Source organism: Micromonospora sp., assembly GCF_048594385.1.
Lineage (GTDB): Bacteria > Actinomycetota > Actinomycetes > Mycobacteriales > Micromonosporaceae > Micromonospora > Micromonospora wenchangensis.
This window is the reverse complement of record NZ_JBMDWU010000186.1, coordinates 1-15,301: the sequence shown is the minus strand read 5'-3', so window position 1 is coordinate 15,301 and position 15,301 is coordinate 1. Positions and strand designations below refer to the sequence as shown.

The following is a 15,301-nucleotide window of genomic DNA, read 5'->3' as shown; positions in this document are numbered from 1 at the left end:
GGAGACCACGCTGGCCGCCAACCGGGCCGCCCTCGACCGGGTCGCCGTGCTGCCCCGGGTGCTGACCGGGGTGGAACGTCCCCGCACCGACGCGCCACTGCTCGGCCGGGCGCAGGCGATGCCCGTGGCGGTCGCGCCGATGGCGTACCAGCGGTTGCTGCACCCGGACGGCGAGCCGGCGCTGGCGGCGGCGGCCGGCGCGGCCGGGGTGCCCTACGTGCTGAGCACGTTGAGCAGCACCCCGGTCGAGGAGGTCACCGCCGCCACCGCCGGGCCGGTCTGGTTCCAGCTCTACTGGCTGCGTGACCGGGGGCTGGTCGCCGACCTGCTCGACCGGGCGCACGCCGCCGGCTGTGCGGCGTTGATGGTCACCGTCGACGTGCCGGTGCTCGGCCGGCGGCTGCGCGACGTGCGCAACGGCTTCGCGTTGCCGCCGGAGGTGACCGCCGCCAACCTGCCCGCCGGCCGGGACGACCTGGCCCACGCCGGCACCCCCGGTGTGTCGGCCATCGCCGCGCACACCGAGGCCGCCTTCGCTCCCGCCCTGACCTGGGCGGATCTGGCCTGGCTGCGGGAGCGCACCCGGTTGCCGCTGCTGGTCAAGGGGGTCCTCGACCCGCGTGACGCGGTCCGCGCCGCCGACGTCGGGGTGGACGCCGTGGTGGTCTCCAACCACGGCGGCCGGCAGCTCGACGGGGCGCCGGCCACCGCCACCATGCTGCCCGAGGTGGTCGCGGCGGTCGGCGAGCGGATCGAGGTGCTGCTGGACAGCGGGGTACGGTCCGGCACGGACGTGCTGCGCGCGCTCGCCCTCGGCGCGTCCGGGGTGCTGCTGGGCCGCCCGATGCTGTGGGCGCTGGCGGCCGGCGGGCGGGCCGGCGCGCAGGCCGCCCTCGACCTGCTCGCCGTGGAGCTGCGCGACGCGTTGACCCTGACCGGCTGCGCCGACCCGACGCAGGCCCGGCGGCTGCGTACCCTGACCGGAGGCTGACCCGTTGGAGCATCTGGTGGACCTGGACCTGGCGACCCTGCACCCGGCGGTCGACGACCCGGCGCTGAACTCGATGAACTTCCTCAACGAGGTGTCCCAGCACTGGCCCGACGCGGTGTCGCTGGCGGCCGGGCGTCCCTACGAGGAGTTCTTCGACGACGACGCGCCGGGGCGCTGGCTGGACCGGTTCCGCCGGCACCTCGCCGTCGACCTCGGGCAGACGCCCGAGCAGGTCCGCCGCACCCTGTTCCAGTACGGCCGGACCAAGGGGATCATCCACCACCTGATCGCCCGCAACCTCGCCGTCGACGAGGACGTCCACGTCGACGACGAGGCGGTGGTGGTGACCGTCGGCTGCCAGGAGGCGATGCTGCTGGTGCTGCGGGCGTTGCGGGCCGGCCCGGCCGACGTGCTGCTCGCCGTCGCCCCGACGTACGTGGGGTTGACCGGGGCGGCCCGGCTGGTGGACCTGCCGGTGCGGCCGGTGGCCGGTGGCCCGGCCGGGGTGGACCTGGCCGACCTGCGGGCGCAGGCGCACCGGGCCCGGGACGAGGGGTTACGGCCCCGGGCCTGTTACGTGATGCCCGACTTCGCCAATCCCTCCGGCACCAGCATCGGCCCGGCCGACCGGCAACGGCTGCTCGACCTGGCCGCCGAGGAGGACCTGCTGCTCATCGAGGACAACCCGTACGGCCTGTTCCCGGCCGGGGACGTCGACCGGGTGCCGACGCTCAAGGCGTTGGACACCCGACGGCGGGTGGTCTATCTCGGCTCGTTCGCCAAGACGGTGCTGCCCGGGGCGCGGATCGGCTATGTGGTGGCCGACCAGCGGGTCGGCGGGGTCGACGGTGCGGTGGGGTTGTTCGCCGACCAGCTCGCCAAGATCAAGAGCATGGTCTCGGTGAACACGTCGCCGCTGGCCCAGGCCGTGATCGGCGGGGCGCTGCTGGAGCACGGCTGCTCGCTGGTCGCCGCGAACCGGCGGGAACGGGCGGCGTACACCCGCAACCGGGACCATCTCCTCGCCGGCCTGCGGCGGCGTTTCCCGGCCGGGTCGCCGGTGCGCTGGAACACCCCGGCCGGGGGGTTCTTCGTCGTGGTCACCGTCCCCTTCCCGGTGGACGACGCGCTGCTGCGCCGCTCCGCCGAGCGGTACGGGGTGCTCTGGACCCCGATGGCGCACTTCTACGACGACGGCCGCCCGGTCGAGGCGTTGCGGCTGTCGGTCAGCGCCGTCACCCCGGCGCAGATCGACCTCGGCCTGGACCGGCTGGCCGCGCTGATCACCGACGAGTTGACCCGTACCGCGGTCGCGGCCGGCTGACCGCCGCGTCCGCGGGCGGTGCCGACCCGTCGGCGGAGACCCCACCCGGTGTCGCCGAACCGCCACCCCCCGTGCTGTGCGGCGGCCGGGGCGGTGGCCATAATGGACGCATGGTCGCTTGGGAGTACGCCCTGTTGGTCCGCCGCTACCAGGGACAGGGACGCCAGTTCCACGTCTCGTTCGTCTGGTACGGCCCGGACGGCTCACGCACGGACGTCACGGCGTACGGCGACACCGCGATCGCCCACCTCAACCGGGTCGGTCGGGAGGGCTGGGAGCTGGTCTCCGCCGCCGAGGACGTCAACAACATCCAGGGCAGCACCGAGGTGCACCGCTACCACCTCAAGCGCCCCGTCGCCTGATCCCGACTTCCGCCGGCTTGCCGTCCTCCCCAGGAGGTTCCGCCACCGGAACCTCCTGGGGAGGACATGGGTCGGGCCGGGTCAGCCCAGGTCGACGGTGGGGTAGAGGGGGAAGCCGGCGAGCAGGTCGGTGGCCTGCTTGCCGACCGAGTCGGCGACCGCCGGGTCGAGCACGTACTTGGCCTTCGACGGGGTGCCGTCGGCGTTGGCACCCGGCGTGGTCTGGCTGAGCACGGTGTGGATCAGCTCGGCGGTGGCGTCCATCTCGGCGGTGCCGAGACCCCGGGTGGTCAGCGCCGGGGTGCCGATCCGGATGCCGGAGGTGTACCAGGCGCCGTTGCGGTCCTGCGGGACGGCGTTGCGGTTGGTGACGATGCCCGAGTCGAGCAGCGCCTGCTCGGCCTGCCGGCCGGTCAGGCCGTAGCCGGAGACGTCGAGCAGCACCAGGTGGTTGTCGGTGCCCCCGGTGACCAGGGTGGTGCCCCGGCGCAGCAACCCCTCGGCGAGGGCCTGCGCGTTGTCGACGATCCGCTGCGCGTAGTCGGCGAAGTCGGGTCGCCGCGCCTCGGCCAGCGCGACCGCCTTGGCCGCCATCACGTGCGGCAGCGGACCGCCGAGCACCATCGGGCAGCCCCGGTCGACCTGGTCTGCCAGCTCCGGGCCGCAGAGCACCATGCCGCCGCGCGGGCCGCGCAGCGACTTGTGGGTGGTGGTGGTGACGATGTGCGCGTGCGGCACCGGGTCGAAGTCGCCGGTGAAGACCTTCCCGGCGACCAGGCCGGCGAAGTGCGCCATGTCGACCATGAAGGTCGCGCCGACCGAGTCGGCGATCTCCCGCATGATCCGGAAGTTCACCTTCCGGGGGTACGCCGAGTAGCCGGCGACCAGGATCAGCGGCTTGAACTCCCGGGCGGCCTCGGCGACCCGGTCGTAGTCGATCAGACCGGTGGCCGGGTCGGTGCCGTAGCTGCGCTGGTCGAACATCTTGCCGGAGATGTTCGGCCGGAAACCGTGGGTGAGGTGGCCGCCGGCGTCCAGCGACATGCCCAGCATCCGCTGGTTACCCAGCTCGCGACGCAGCGCGAACCAGTCCGCCTCGGTCAGGTCGTTGACCTGGCGCACCTGGGCCTTCCGCAACGCGGGGGACTCGACCCGATCGGCCAGGATCGCCCAGAAGGCGACCAGGTTCGCGTCGATGCCCGAGTGCGGCTGCACGTAGGCGTGGCTGGCCCCGAACAGTTCCTTGGCGTGCTCGGCGGCGAGCGCCTCGACCGTGTCGACGTTCTGGCAGCCGGCGTAGAAACGACGGCCGACGGTGCCCTCGGCGTACTTGTCGCTGAACCAGTTGCCCATGGTCAGCAGGGTCGCCGGGGAGGCGTAGTTCTCGCTGGCGATCAGCTTCAGCGACTCACGCTGGTCGGTCAGCTCCGCGCCGATGGCGTCGGCCACCCGGGGTTCGACCGCCCGGATCACCTCGAGTGCGCTGCGGAAGGCGGTGGACTCGGCGTTGGGCGACATGCGACCTCCAGGTGACGTGCGGAAGGCCCAGGCGCTCGGCGTGCGTCCTCATGACGGGGCCGCTTCCCGATGGTGCTCCATCCCCACGCGCCAGTCACGGCCCGCCGACGATCCTACCGGGTGGCCGGCGGGGGCGTCCGGAGCACCTCCGGCGGGCCGGGCCGGCCGGCCCGATCCGGGGCGATGCGGGCAGCGAAGAACAAGGTCGAGGCGACGGCCCGGCTCACGCCGGACCGGATCGAGGCCGAGCAGCACCGTCGGACGGCCGACCCCGGCTCCGCCGACTGACGACGACGGTGCTCCCCGCGCGCACCGCGTCGGGTGACCTTCTGCGTACGATCGGCGGATGCTGGGGGAGGACACCGAGGGCAGTCTGGTCGCGATCAGCGACCTGCACGTCGGGTACAAGGAGAATCGTGCCCTGGTCGAGGCGCTACGGCCCGCCTCGCCACGGGACTGGCTGATCGTCGCCGGTGACGTGGCGGACACCGTCGCCGACATCGAGTGGGCGCTCGGCACGCTCGCCGGGCGCTTCGACACCGTCATCTGGGCGCCGGGCAACCACGAACTGTGGACCCCGCCGGCCGACCCGGTGACCCTGCGCGGGGTGGACCGCTACGAGCTGCTGGTGCGGCGGTGCCGGGACCTGGGCGTGGTCACCCCCGAGGACGACTACCGGGTGTGGCGGGGGCCGGGCGGCCCGGCGCTGGTGGCACCCCTGTTCCTGCTCTACGACTACAGCTGGCGACCGCCGGGCTTCGACACCCGGGAGGCGGCGCTGGCCGAGGCGTACCGGACCGGGATCGTCTGCACCGACGAGTTCATGCTGCACCCCGACCCGTACCCGAGCCGGCAGGAGTGGTGTGCGGCCCGGCTGACGGAGACCGCCCGCCGCCTGGACGCCCGCGACCCGCAGCTGCCCACCGTGCTGGTCAACCACTGGCCGCTGGACCGCCACCCGACCGAGGTGCTGCGCTACCCGATCTTCGCCCAGTGGTGCGGGACGGAGGCGACCGCCGACTGGCACCGCCGGTTCGCCGCCACCACCGTGGTCTACGGACACCTGCACATCCCCCGTACCACCTGGAAGGACGGGGTGCGGTTCGAGGAGGTCTCGGTGGGCTACCCCCGGGAGTGGCGTCAGCGCAGCGTGCCCCCCGGGCGGGTACGGCAGATCCTGCCCGCGCCCACCGGCGCGCCGGCACCCCTCTGGTGAGCCACCGGCTCAGCCGGCGTGCAGGCGGGTGAGCAGCGCGTCGGTCACCGTGCCGAGGCGGCGGGCGGCGGCCGGGTCGAGCGTCGTGGCCGACAGCGGGACGGGTCTGCCCCGGTCGCTGGCGGTCAGGGCGTCCGCCGGTGGATCGTCGACCCATTCCACGACGGGGCGGATCGACTTCTCGACCGGCCTGGCGACGACCGACGCCGCCCGGATCACCCCACGGACCACCGGCGGCATGGTGGACAGGTCGCCACTGCGGGTGAAGCCGGGGTGGTAGAGCACGTACCGCGCCCGGGAGCCGGACCGCTCCGCGAAGTCCACCCCGAGCAGGTCGTTCGCCCGGCCGGCCTGTAACTGTGCGTCGACCATGCCGTACTTCCGGGTGAGCTGGAGGTCGTCCCAGTGGATCGACCCCCTGGTGGTGCCGACGCCCGCCACGTTGACGATGACCGGCCGCTCGGCGGCGTCGAGCTGGTCGCGCAGACCGTGGCTGAGCAGGTAGCGGCTCAGGTAGTACAGCGCGAAGGTCTGCTCCAGGCCCTCGTCGGTGACCACCCGTCGGGGCGACTGCCGGTTGGCGAACAGGGCCAGTGCGTCCACCCTCGGCCACCGACCCCTGATGGTGTCGATGACCCGGCGGGTCTGCGCCACCGAGCGCAGATCCGCCCGGAGGAAGTGCACCCGGCCGGAGAGCGCCCGCACGGCCCGCCCCTTCGCCGGGTTGCTGCCGATGGCGACGACCTCGTCGCCACGGCGGATCCGGGCTTCCAGCGTCGCCCGGCCCATGCCGTCGGTGCCGCCGCTGATGACGATGACCCGCATGCCACCCCTTTCCCGCCCGGTGGCCCCCGTTCGGCACCGGACGTCGACCGTGGACCACGACCGGCACAATCCTCGGCGGAGGCCGGCGACAGCGGAAGAAGGCAGTGTCATGTCCGTACCGAACACGGATGTTCGTTCCCTGGTGGCGGCGGTCCTGCCGACGCCCGTCCCGGCCGACGAGTACGACGGCTGTCCGGTCACCGGGCTGCTGCGGCTGCTCAGTGACAAGTGGTCGATGCTGGTGCTGGTCCTGTTGGGCCGTCAGCCGTACCGGTTCAACGAGCTGCACCGGGCCATCGGCGGGATCAGCCAACGCATGCTGACCCGCACCCTGCGCGGTCTGGAGGGGGCCGGCCTGGTCCAGCGCGAGGTCCATCCCACCGTCCCGCCCAGCGTCGAGTACCGGCTCACCCCGCTCGGGCAGAGCCTGCTCGGCCCGTTGTCCGGCCTCGCCGACTGGGCGGTCCGCCACGGGCCCGAGCTCGCCGCCGCCCGACACCCGGTCGCCGACGCGACGTCGTCCGGGCCGCGCTGACCTGCCTCACGCGGGGCGCAACCGCAGCAATCCTCGCGCGCGGCGAGGGGCCCGACCGGACGGTCGGGCCCCTCGGACGCGGTGCGGGTCGAACGGGCGGGTCAGGCGGTGGTGGCGTGCCGGGCGCTCTTGATCGCCTTCGGGTCGCTGGGGGAGCGGGGGGCGTCCGGGCGCAGCGCGATCATCCGCTCACCGATCTCCTGGAGCGGGTTGCGGCCGAGCGCCTCCCGCACCTTCGGGAACCACTCCTGCTCCTCCTCCTCGATGTGGTGCTCGACGTTCTCGATCAGCACCGTGGTCTTGGCGACGAAGTGGTCGTCGGAGGCGTCCATCGCGGACAGTTCGGCGCAGAGCACGTCGGCGACGTGGTGCTCCTCGTACGACTCCAGGATGTCGTCCTCCAGGTCCGGCAGGAGCTTGCGGACCTCCGGGTACATCACCTCGTTCTCGAGGTAGGTGTGGGTGGTGAGGGCGGCCACGATCTCGTCGACCAGCGTGCGGCGGCGGCTGACCGGCCCCTCCTGCGCCTTCTCGAACTCGCGGAAGAGACGGCGCATCTCCTTGTGGTCCTCTTTGAGCAGGACGATGGCGTCGGTGGACACCGGCAGACCTCCTTGATCGGCTGACGACAATCCCGGTACCCCCGGACGAACTGCGCAAACGGATCGCGCCCGGCGAACGTCCGACACGCTCAGACGGTGGCGATGGTGTGCGGGATCTCGTCGAGCAGTTCCCGGGCCAGGAACCCGATCCGGCCGAACCGGGGCACCAGCCGCTGCCCGCTCACCGCGTGCACCCACGCCGCCCAGCAGGCCGCCTGGGCGGGTTCCGCGCCCCGGGAGAGCAGCCCGGCGAGCAGCCCCGCCCGCACGTCACCGCTGCCCGAGGTGCCCAGCCCGGCGTCGCCGCTCTCCTCCCGCCAGCACTGGCCGTCGGGGGTGGCGATGTGGCCGTACAGGGAGACCACCGCCTCGTACCGGCGGGCCAGTTCGCGGGACTCGGCGTCCAGGTCGTCGCCGGGGTCCCGGCCGAGCAGGTGCCGGGCCTCGGTGAGGTTCGGGGTCAGCACCACCTTCCGGTCCGCGCCGACCAGCAGGTCCGGTTCGTGGCTGAGCGCGCCCAACGCGTACGCGTCGAAGACCAGGGCGGTGTGCGGCCCGGCCGCCGACAGCACCAGGCGCAGCAGGGCGCGGGTCTGGTCGATGTCGTTGAGGCCCGGCCCGACGGTGACCACGTCGGCCTGCTCGACCAGCTCTCCGAGCCGGTCGCCCGGGGCCCCGGCGACCGCGCCGTCGGCGGTCTCCGGCAGGCCGACCACCATCGCCTCGGGCACCTGGATGCTCAACGCGGCGGCGGTGGACTCGGCGGCGGCCAGTTGCAGCACCCCGGCACCGGCGCGCAGCGCGGCCACCCCGGCCAGCAGCACCGCGCCCGGGGTGAACCGGGAACCGCCGACGACCAGGACGGTGCCCCGGTTGTCCTTGCCGCCGGTCGGCACCGGCAGTGCCCAGTCGCGCAGCAGTCCCGGGGTGATGACCCGGGTGTCAGACCGGTTCGGCATGGATCTCGTCCTCCGTGGTGGGTGGTGCACCGTGCGCGTGCAGGTGGGCGACGTCGTTGAAGGTCTGCGGGACGAGCCGGCCGGTGGCGTCGGCCGACCAGCCGGTCACCGAGCAGTTGGCGATCACGTGCTCCCGGGTCAACCCCATCAGCTCCGCCTCGGAAAGCCCCTCCATTAGGTAGCGCAGCAGGAACACCAGGGCGTCGTGCCCGAACAGCAGCACCCGCCGCCCCTGGTGGTCGCGGCGCAGGTCACCGAGGACGGTACGCAGCCGCAACGCCACGTCGGTCCAGGATTCGCCGCCCGGCGGCCGGTAGTAGAACTTGCCGAGCCGGTGCCGCCGGGCCGCCTCGTCGGGGAACCGGCGGGCCACCCCGTGCCCGGTCAACCCGTCGAGGATGCCCAGTTCCCGGTCGCGCAACCGCTCGTCGACGCTGGCCGGGATCCCGGTGCCGGCCAGCGCCAGTTCCGCCGTCCGCACCGCCCGCAGGTACGGCGAGACGACCGCCACGTCGGGACGCTGCCCGTCCGGCAGACCGGCCAGCCATCGGGCGGTCGCCCGCGCCTGCTCCTCACCGGTGTCCGACAGTGGCACGTCGGCGTCGCGGTGGGTCAGGTCGATCAGTTCGGCGCCGGCCGCCTCGGCCGTCGACGCGGCGACGTTCGCGGTGCTCTCCCCGTGTCGGACGATCCACAGCGCCCCCAGTTCCGCCATGTCCCCATGCCTACCCCCACCCCACCCCCGGTAACCCCGCCGCCGGCCCGGCCGCCCTCAGTCACCGAAGTAGCGGTATCCACACCCCGGGATACCGCTGGTGCGGCGACATGGAGTCGATCATGCCGCCCCCGGCCCCGGGCCCTCGCCGCCGTGGTCGGCCGGTCGGTCCGGGTGTGGGTTGGTGGGTGGGGTGCTTCGCGATGTCGCCGACGTTGCGGTATCCGGGCGGGTGGATGCCGCTGTATCGACGACGTGGAGTCGATCATGTGGGGTGATCGTCGGTCCGGGGAGGGGCCGCCGCCGGGGGATGGGTACCCTGCCCGCGTGGACGGTGGGGCGGACGGCGAACGGTTGGCGGCATCGCTCACCGCATGGCTGGACCGGCTCGAATTCGTCGACCTGGGTGCCGACGAGGTGACCGCACGGATCATCGACGCCGTGCTGGCCTGGGCCGCCGAGCAGGGCTGGCGGTCCTACCGTCGGGCGGCGAGCGTGCTCCCGCTGCCCCCGCCGATGACCGACCGCCACTCGGTGCTGGACGTCGCGTGTGCCCGTCGCGACGGGCCGCCCGTGGTGATCGAGGTCGACCACACCGACCGGCGGCGTACCTGGGAGAAGCTCGCGGCGGAGGCCGACGCCGGCCGGGTCGCCCTCTGGGTGCGCTGGGGTCCGGGGCGGTTCGCCGTGCCACCGGCCCCGATCCACCTGGTCACCTGCGAGGTGTCCCGGCACGCAGGGCCCCCGGGCGCGGGTCGCCGGCACAGCCGGACGACGGGCCCGGCCCGGCCGGCACCCGTCCACTCCGCGCGTGACGTCGACCCGGTCGTGGAGCCGCTGCCGCTTCCGCCGACGGGCCCCGGTACGCCCTGACCGGACTACTCGAAGCGGGTCGGGTCGCCCGCGCCGTAGCGGACGATCTCCGGCTCGTCGGCGGAGAAGTCGATCACGGTGGTAGGCAGGGTGCCGCACTCGCCGGAGTCGATCACCGCGTCGATCGCGTGGTCGAGCCGTTCCTTGATCTCCCAGCCCTGGGTCATCGGTTCGGTCTCCCCGGGCAGCAGCAGGGTGCTGGACACCAACGGCTCGCCCAGCGCCGCCAGCAGCGCCTGCGCGACCGGGTGGTCGGGGATGCGTACCCCGACGGTCTTCTTCCTGGGGTGCAGCAGCCGGCGCGGCACCTCCTTGGTGGCGGGCAGGACGAAGGTGTAGCTGCCCGGGGTGGCCGCCTTCAGCGACCGGAACACCGCGTTGTTGATGTGCACGAACTGGCCGAGCTGGGCGAAGTCCCGGCACACCAGGGTGAAGTGGTGCTTGCTGTCCAGGTGTCGGATCTCCCGGATCCGGTCGAGACCGTCCCGGTTGCCGAGTTGGCAGCCGAGCGCGAAGCACGAGTCGGTCGGGTAGGCGACCAGGCCGTCGCCGCGCAGCAGGTCGACCACCCGGCTGATCGTCCGGGGCTGCGGGTTCTCCGGGTGTACGTCGAGATAGATCGCCATGGCGGCGAGCCTAGTGGGGCAGCGGCGGCGGTCGCCGGTGAGCCCGGAGCACGTCGCGCGCCCAGGTCAACATGTGGCATCCGCCCTCGCGGCACTGGAAGCACCGGCGCGGGGGTGGTGGCCTGTCCGGCGTCTCGTGGTGCTGTGCCACCACCCGCTGCGCGGTCCAGATGACCAGGGCGGGCGTGACCGGTCCGTCGTCCATCGGCATGGGGGACCCCTCCCGGGTACGGGCAGATCCGGGCACCGATCCCCGCTCAGGTACCCGGACCCGACACGGTGGCCAGCGGCAAGGTCCGCGTCTGGGACCGGGCGGCGGTCGACGCGTGGATCAGAAAGTACCGACCGAACCAACCGCGTGGCGCGGAGGACGACGAGCGCTGAACGGCTCCGGGTGTCGGGGGTGGCCGTTACCGTGTGAGCGTGGCGACGGCGGCCGAGGAGATCCAGGTGGGGGAGCGGCTGGTCCGCGTCTCCAGCCCCGACAAGCCCTACTTTCCCGAGCGCGGGCTGACCAAGCGGGACGTGGTCGGCTACTTCCTCGCCGTCGGCGACGGCATCCTGCGCGCCCTGCGGGACCGCCCGACGATGCTGGAGCGCTGGCCGCGCGGCGTGTTCGAGGGGGCGAAGATCGGCACCCGGCAGGACAACCGGGGTGACGCCTTCTACCAGAAGCGGCTCCCGGCCGGCGCTCCCGACTGGGTGCGCACCGCACACCTCACGTTCCCCAGTGGCCGTACCGCCGACGAGGTCGCGCCGGGCGAGCTGGCGGTGGTGATCTGGGCGGCCAATCTCGGCACCCTGCGGTTCCATCCGTGGCCGGTGACGGCGGCCGACGTGGAGCGCCCCGACCAGCTCCGGATCGACCTGGACCCGATGCCGGGGGTCGGCTTCGAGCAGGTGGTGCCGGTGGCGCACGAGGTCCGGGCCTTCCTCGCCGAGCTGGGCATGGTCGGCTACCCCAAGACCACCGGCGGGCGTGGCCTGCACGTCTACCTGTCCATCGAGCCCCGGTGGAGCTTCGGGGAGTGCCGGCGCGCGGTGCTCGCCCTCGGTCACGAGCTGGGGCGTCGGCTGCCCGACCTGGTCACCACCACCTGGTGGCGGGAGCAGCGCGACCGGCCGGTCTTCATCGACTACAACCAGATGGCCCGCGACCACACGGTGACGTCGGCGTACTCGATCCGGCCCACCCCGGCGGCGCTGGTGTCGGCCCCGCTGGACTGGTCGGAGCTGGACGACGCCCGCCCGGAGGACTTCGACGTGCTGAGCATGCCGGCCCGGTTCGCCGAGCGCGGCGACCCGCACGCCGGCCTGGACGGCGACCGCTACTCCCTGGAGCCGCTGCTGGCCCTGGCCGACCGCGCCGGCCTGGCCGCCCCACCCGAACGCTGACCAACCGCGCCGGGCCGCCCCTCAGGCCCACGGGCTGCCGGCCCCGTCGAACTCGTCGAAGACCAGCCAGGTGCGGGTGGACAGCACCCCGGCGATGCCCTGCACCCGGCTGAGCACCACGTCCCGCAGGGTGGCGTTGTCCGGCGCGCGGACCAGCGCCAGCACGTCGTGTTCGCCGCTGAGCAGTGCCACGTGCTCGATGTAGCGCACCCGGGCCAGTTCCGCCGACACCTCCCGCCAGGTGTTCTGCTGGATGGTCAACGAGATGTACGCCGAGGTGCCCAGCCCGGCCGGCTCGGGCGCGACCCGGGCCCGGAACCCGGTGATCACCCCGTCGCGCAGCAACCGCTCCACCCGGGCGTACGCGTTGGTGCGCGACACGTGCACCCGCTCGGCGAGGGTACGCATGGACAGCCGGCCGTCCCGGGTCAGCTCGTCGAGGACCCGTCGGTCCACCTCGTCCAGCGGCGTGACCGAACGTCCCGTTGCGCCCGGTGGGCCCGGTGGCGGGGTGGTCTGCTGGCTCATCAGATACTCCTCGGTAGGCCAATCGTCCCGCGTTCACCGGGAATGTTGAGTCAATCATCCAACGGCTGGAGCATAGGGCCACCACACGTCCAGGAGGTCCCCGCCGTGACGACCACACCCCAGGCGGTCCGCAGGGCATCCCCGCGTACCCGTCGACCGGCCACCCCGGTCGCCCCCGACCCCACCGCCGGCCTGCTCCCGCAGACCGAGCCGGTCCGGCTGCTCGCCCCCGACGGCACGCCGCTGCCACCCCGCGCCGACCTGCCCGAACCGCCGGTCGAGACGCTGCGCGAGATGTACCGGCGGATGGTCGTCGGCCGCCGCTTCGACGCGCAGTCCACCGCCCTGACCAAGCAGGGCCGGCTCGCCGTCTACCCGTCCTCGCGCGGCCAGGAGGCCTGCCAGGTCGGCGCGGTGCTCGCGCTGCGCGACGACGACTGGGTCTTCCCCACCTACCGGGAGTCGATGGCGCTGACCGCCCGGGGCATCGACCCGGTCGAGGTGCTCACCCTGCTGCGCGGCGACTGGCACTGCGGGTACGACCCGACGGTGGTCCGCACCGCGCCGCAGTGCACCCCGCTGGCGACCCAGTGCGTGCACGCCGCCGGGCTGGCCTACGGCGAGTCCTACCAGGGGCGGGACACCGTCGCGCTGGCCTTCATCGGCGACGGCGCGACCAGCGAGGGCGACTTCCACGAGGGGCTCAACTTCGCCGCCGTGTTCAAGGCTCCCGTCGTCTACTTCGTGCAGAACAACAAGTACGCGATCAGCGTCCCGCTGTCCCGGCAGACGGCCGCGCCGAGCCTGGCCTACAAGGGCGTCGGCTACGGGGTGCCCAGCGAGCAGGTCGACGGCAACGACCCGGTGGCCGTCCTGGCGGTGCTCACCCGGGCGGTGGCGCACGCCCGCGCCGGGCACGGGCCGTACCTGGTGGAGGCGCACACCTACCGGATGGAGGCGCACACCAACGCCGACGACGCCACCCGCTACCGGGACCCCGACGAGGTCGAGGCGTGGCGGGACCGCGACCCGGTGGCCCGGCTGGAGGCGTACCTGCGCAGCCGGGGCGAGCTGGACGACGCGGCGGTCGCGCAGGTCGCCGCCGAGGCCGAGGCGTACGCCGCCGACCTGCGGGAGCGGATGCACGCCCAGCCGACCGTCGACCCGCTGAGCCTGTTCGAGCACGTCTACGCCGAGCCGACCCCGCAACTGGTCGAGCAGCGGGAGATGGTCCGGGCCGAGCTGGTCGCCGACGCGGAGGGGGACGCCTGATGGCCACCATGACCCTGGCGAAGGCGCTCAACGCGGCACTCGCCGACGCGATGCTCGACGACGAGCGGGTGCTCGTCTTCGGCGAGGACGTCGGGCAGCTCGGCGGGGTCTTCCGGATCACCGACGGGTTGCAGGCCCGGTTCGGTGACAAGCGCTGCTTCGACACCCCGCTCGCCGAGGCCGGCATCGTCGGGTTCGCCGTCGGCCTGGCCATGTCCGGGCTGCGGCCGGTGGTCGAGATGCAGTTCGACGCGTTCGCCTACCCGGCGTTCGAGCAGATCGCCTCGCACGTGGCGAAGCTGCGCAACCGCACCCGGGGCGCGCTGAGCGTGCCGATGGTCATCCGGGTGCCGTACGCGGGCGGCATCGGCGGGGTCGAGCACCACTGCGACTCGTCGGAGGCGTACTACGCGCACACTCCCGGACTGAAGGTGGTCACCCCGGCGACGGTCGAGGACGCGTACTCGCTGCTGCGGGAGGCGATCGCCGACCCGGACCCGGTGGTGTTCCTGGAGCCGAAGAAGCTCTACTTCGCCAGCGGCGAGGCCGCGCTGCCGGCCCGGACCGCCCCGTTCGGCCGGGCCGTGGTGCGCCGGCCCGGCACCGACGCCACCCTGGTCGCGTACGGCCCGGCGGTGCCGGTGGTGCTGGAGGCCGCCGAGGCCGCCCGGGAGGACGGCTGGGACCTGGAGGTCGTCGACGTACGCACCATCGTGCCGTTCGACGACGCCACCGTCACCGCCTCGGTCCGCCGTACCGGCAGGTGCGTGGTGATCACCGAGGCGCAGGGCTTCGCCGGGGTCGGCGCGGAGATCGCCGCCCGGGTGCAGGAGCGCTGCTTCCACGCCCTGCACGCCCCGGTGCTGCGGGTCGCCGGGCTGGACATCCCCTACCCGGCGCCGATGCTGGAGCACACCCACCTGCCCGGGGTGGACCGCGTCCTCGACACCGTGGCCCGCCTGCAGTGGGACGACCGGCCCGATCCGCGCTGGCTGGTGCAGGGGAGCGCGGCGTGAGCGCCCGCACCGCCACCGGCACCCGGGTGTTCCTCCTGCCCGACCTCGGTGAGGGGCTGAGCGAGGCCGAGATCGTCGAGTGGAAGGTCGCCGTCGGTGACCTGGTCACCGTGGACCAGAGCGTGGTGGAGGTGGAGACCGCCAAGGCCGTGGTCGACGTGCCCTGCCCGTACGCCGGGCGGGTGGTCGCCCTGCACGGCGCGGCCGGTGAGACGCGCCCGGTCGGCCAGCCGCTGATCACCGTCGCGCCGGCCGACGGCGGCGACGAACCCGCCGGGCACGCCACCTACCGCGAGGAGGAGCGGGCCGGCTCCGGCAACGTCCTGATCGGGTACGGCACCGGCCACGGCGGCACCCGGCGGCGGCGACGCCCCCGGCTGACCGTGGCCCCCGAGCCGGCCGCCGCGCCCGTCGCGGAGCCGGCCGTCGGGTCCGTCCCCGTTGGCACCGTCGGCCCGTCGTCCGCGCCGAGGGTCCCGGCCGGCGCGGGGACGGACGCCCCGGCCACCGGGGTGTCCACCGACGGCGTCGTCCCGCCGGCCGG

The 15,301-nt window shown here is 73.7% G+C and carries 17 protein-coding genes and 1 riboswitch; of the genes, 10 read left to right on the top strand and 7 right to left on the bottom strand.

All coding sequences use genetic code 11. The features are described 5' to 3' along the window. From ACOJTC_RS10075 to ACOJTC_RS10065, 3 genes are all read left to right on the top strand, one after another. On the top strand, nt 1–991 hold a 991-nt coding region (locus ACOJTC_RS10075; RefSeq protein ID WP_420116656.1), incomplete at its 5' end, for an alpha-hydroxy acid oxidase. A gap of 4 nt (nt 992–995) precedes the next feature. Next, entirely contained in the window at nt 996–2,315 is a 1,320-nt protein-coding gene (locus ACOJTC_RS10070; protein ID WP_420116655.1) for a PLP-dependent aminotransferase family protein, read from the top strand. 110 nt (nt 2,316–2,425) lie between these two features. After that, nucleotides 2,426–2,677 carry a hypothetical protein gene (locus ACOJTC_RS10065; protein WP_420116654.1) on the top strand — a complete coding sequence of 84 codons (252 nt, stop codon included), beginning with the start codon at nt 2,426–2,428 and terminating at the stop codon, nt 2,675–2,677. An 81-nt stretch (nt 2,678–2,758) separates the two neighbouring features. Here ACOJTC_RS10065 and ACOJTC_RS10060 read toward each other — a convergent pair whose 3' ends face one another. Then, a complete protein-coding gene (locus ACOJTC_RS10060) occupies nt 2,759–4,195 on the bottom strand; it encodes a glycine hydroxymethyltransferase (RefSeq protein WP_420116653.1) in 1,437 nt (478 codons plus the stop codon). Between the two features lie 18 nt (nt 4,196–4,213). Next, a riboswitch (ZMP/ZTP riboswitch) is annotated at nt 4,214–4,303 on the bottom strand. A 238-nt stretch (nt 4,304–4,541) separates the two neighbouring features. On the opposite strand from ACOJTC_RS10060, the gene ACOJTC_RS10055 reads away from it, so the two are divergent. After that, nucleotides 4,542–5,411, top strand: coding sequence for a metallophosphoesterase family protein (locus ACOJTC_RS10055; protein ID WP_420116652.1), 870 nt, complete (start codon nt 4,542–4,544; stop codon nt 5,409–5,411). A gap of 9 nt (nt 5,412–5,420) precedes the next feature. On the opposite strand, the gene ACOJTC_RS10050 is transcribed toward ACOJTC_RS10055, so the two are convergent. Continuing rightward, a complete protein-coding gene (locus ACOJTC_RS10050) occupies nt 5,421–6,236 on the bottom strand; it encodes an SDR family NAD(P)-dependent oxidoreductase (protein WP_420116651.1) in 816 nt (271 codons plus the stop codon). Nucleotides 6,237–6,345: 109 nt separating this feature from the next. Between ACOJTC_RS10050 and ACOJTC_RS10045 the strand changes: the two genes are divergently transcribed. Then, nucleotides 6,346–6,771, top strand: a complete 426-nt coding sequence (locus tag ACOJTC_RS10045) for a winged helix-turn-helix transcriptional regulator (RefSeq protein ID WP_420116650.1) — start codon at nt 6,346–6,348, stop codon at nt 6,769–6,771. A 101-nt stretch (nt 6,772–6,872) separates the two neighbouring features. On the opposite strand, the gene ACOJTC_RS10040 is transcribed toward ACOJTC_RS10045, so the two are convergent. From ACOJTC_RS10040 to ACOJTC_RS10030, 3 genes are all read right to left on the bottom strand, one after another. Beyond that, complete coding sequence (locus ACOJTC_RS10040) at nt 6,873–7,373, bottom strand: hemerythrin domain-containing protein (protein WP_204922903.1); 501 nt, start codon at nt 7,371–7,373, stop codon at nt 6,873–6,875. Between the two features lie 89 nt (nt 7,374–7,462). After that, nucleotides 7,463–8,332 (bottom strand): NAD(P)H-hydrate dehydratase, encoded by an 870-nt coding sequence (locus ACOJTC_RS10035; protein WP_420116649.1) that lies wholly within the window; start codon nt 8,330–8,332, stop codon nt 7,463–7,465. Beyond that, nucleotides 8,316–9,047: a histidine phosphatase family protein gene (locus ACOJTC_RS10030; RefSeq protein ID WP_420116648.1), complete on the bottom strand. Its 732-nt coding sequence runs from the start codon at nt 9,045–9,047 to the stop codon at nt 8,316–8,318. Before ACOJTC_RS10030 ends, ACOJTC_RS10035 begins: the two co-directional genes overlap by 17 nt. 327 nt (nt 9,048–9,374) lie before the next feature. Here ACOJTC_RS10030 and ACOJTC_RS10025 point away from each other — a divergent pair, with 327 nt between their 5' ends. Further along, nucleotides 9,375–9,920: a hypothetical protein gene (locus ACOJTC_RS10025; protein ID WP_420116647.1), complete on the top strand. Its 546-nt coding sequence runs from the start codon at nt 9,375–9,377 to the stop codon at nt 9,918–9,920. A gap of 5 nt (nt 9,921–9,925) precedes the next feature. Here the strand turns inward: ACOJTC_RS10025 and ACOJTC_RS10020 are convergent, their stop codons facing one another. Further along, nucleotides 9,926–10,546 (bottom strand): L-threonylcarbamoyladenylate synthase, encoded by a 621-nt coding sequence (locus ACOJTC_RS10020; protein ID WP_420116646.1) that lies wholly within the window; start codon nt 10,544–10,546, stop codon nt 9,926–9,928. Nucleotides 10,547–10,969: 423 nt separating this feature from the next. Between ACOJTC_RS10020 and ACOJTC_RS10015 the strand changes: the two genes are divergently transcribed. Continuing rightward, nucleotides 10,970–11,941 carry a DNA polymerase domain-containing protein gene (locus ACOJTC_RS10015; protein WP_420116645.1) on the top strand — a complete coding sequence of 324 codons (972 nt, stop codon included), beginning with the start codon at nt 10,970–10,972 and terminating at the stop codon, nt 11,939–11,941. Nucleotides 11,942–11,962: 21 nt separating this feature from the next. Here the strand turns inward: ACOJTC_RS10015 and ACOJTC_RS10010 are convergent, their stop codons facing one another. Next, nucleotides 11,963–12,469 (bottom strand): Lrp/AsnC family transcriptional regulator, encoded by a 507-nt coding sequence (locus tag ACOJTC_RS10010; RefSeq protein WP_219462394.1) that lies wholly within the window; start codon nt 12,467–12,469, stop codon nt 11,963–11,965. A 72-nt stretch (nt 12,470–12,541) separates the two neighbouring features. Here ACOJTC_RS10010 and pdhA point away from each other — a divergent pair, with 72 nt between their 5' ends. The 3 genes from pdhA to ACOJTC_RS09995 all read left to right on the top strand — a co-directional run. Then, nucleotides 12,542–13,741 (top strand): pyruvate dehydrogenase (acetyl-transferring) E1 component subunit alpha, encoded by a 1,200-nt coding sequence (gene pdhA, locus ACOJTC_RS10005; protein ID WP_420116657.1) that lies wholly within the window; start codon nt 12,542–12,544, stop codon nt 13,739–13,741. Beyond that, a complete protein-coding gene (locus ACOJTC_RS10000; RefSeq protein ID WP_420116644.1) occupies nt 13,741–14,757 on the top strand; it encodes an alpha-ketoacid dehydrogenase subunit beta in 1,017 nt (338 codons plus the stop codon). Before pdhA ends, ACOJTC_RS10000 begins: the two co-directional genes overlap by 1 nt. Continuing rightward, a partial coding sequence (locus ACOJTC_RS09995; RefSeq protein WP_420116643.1) for a biotin/lipoyl-containing protein occupies nt 14,754–15,301 on the top strand: 548 nt, incomplete at its 3' end. The genes ACOJTC_RS10000 and ACOJTC_RS09995, both read left to right, overlap by 4 nt.

What these genes read in the sequence shown, in the direction of transcription:
- ACOJTC_RS10065 (WP_420116654.1), top strand. Translation starts at nt 2,426, where the DNA reads ATGGTCGCTTGGGAGTACGCCCTGTTGGTCCGCCGCTACCAGGGACAG.
- ACOJTC_RS10060 (WP_420116653.1), bottom strand. Translation starts at nt 4,195, where the DNA reads ATGTCGCCCAACGCCGAGTCCACCGCCTTCCGCAGCGCACTCGAGGTG.
- ACOJTC_RS10055 (WP_420116652.1), top strand. Translation starts at nt 4,542, where the DNA reads ATGCTGGGGGAGGACACCGAGGGCAGTCTGGTCGCGATCAGCGACCTG.
- ACOJTC_RS10050 (WP_420116651.1), bottom strand. Translation starts at nt 6,236, where the DNA reads ATGCGGGTCATCGTCATCAGCGGCGGCACCGACGGCATGGGCCGGGCG.
- ACOJTC_RS10045 (WP_420116650.1), top strand. Translation starts at nt 6,346, where the DNA reads ATGTCCGTACCGAACACGGATGTTCGTTCCCTGGTGGCGGCGGTCCTG.
- ACOJTC_RS10035 (WP_420116649.1), bottom strand. Translation starts at nt 8,332, where the DNA reads ATGCCGAACCGGTCTGACACCCGGGTCATCACCCCGGGACTGCTGCGC.
- ACOJTC_RS10030 (WP_420116648.1), bottom strand. Translation starts at nt 9,047, where the DNA reads ATGGCGGAACTGGGGGCGCTGTGGATCGTCCGACACGGGGAGAGCACC.
- ACOJTC_RS10020 (WP_420116646.1), bottom strand. Translation starts at nt 10,546, where the DNA reads ATGGCGATCTATCTCGACGTACACCCGGAGAACCCGCAGCCCCGGACG.
- ACOJTC_RS10010 (WP_219462394.1), bottom strand. Translation starts at nt 12,469, where the DNA reads ATGAGCCAGCAGACCACCCCGCCACCGGGCCCACCGGGCGCAACGGGA.
- ACOJTC_RS10000 (WP_420116644.1), top strand. Translation starts at nt 13,741, where the DNA reads ATGGCCACCATGACCCTGGCGAAGGCGCTCAACGCGGCACTCGCCGAC.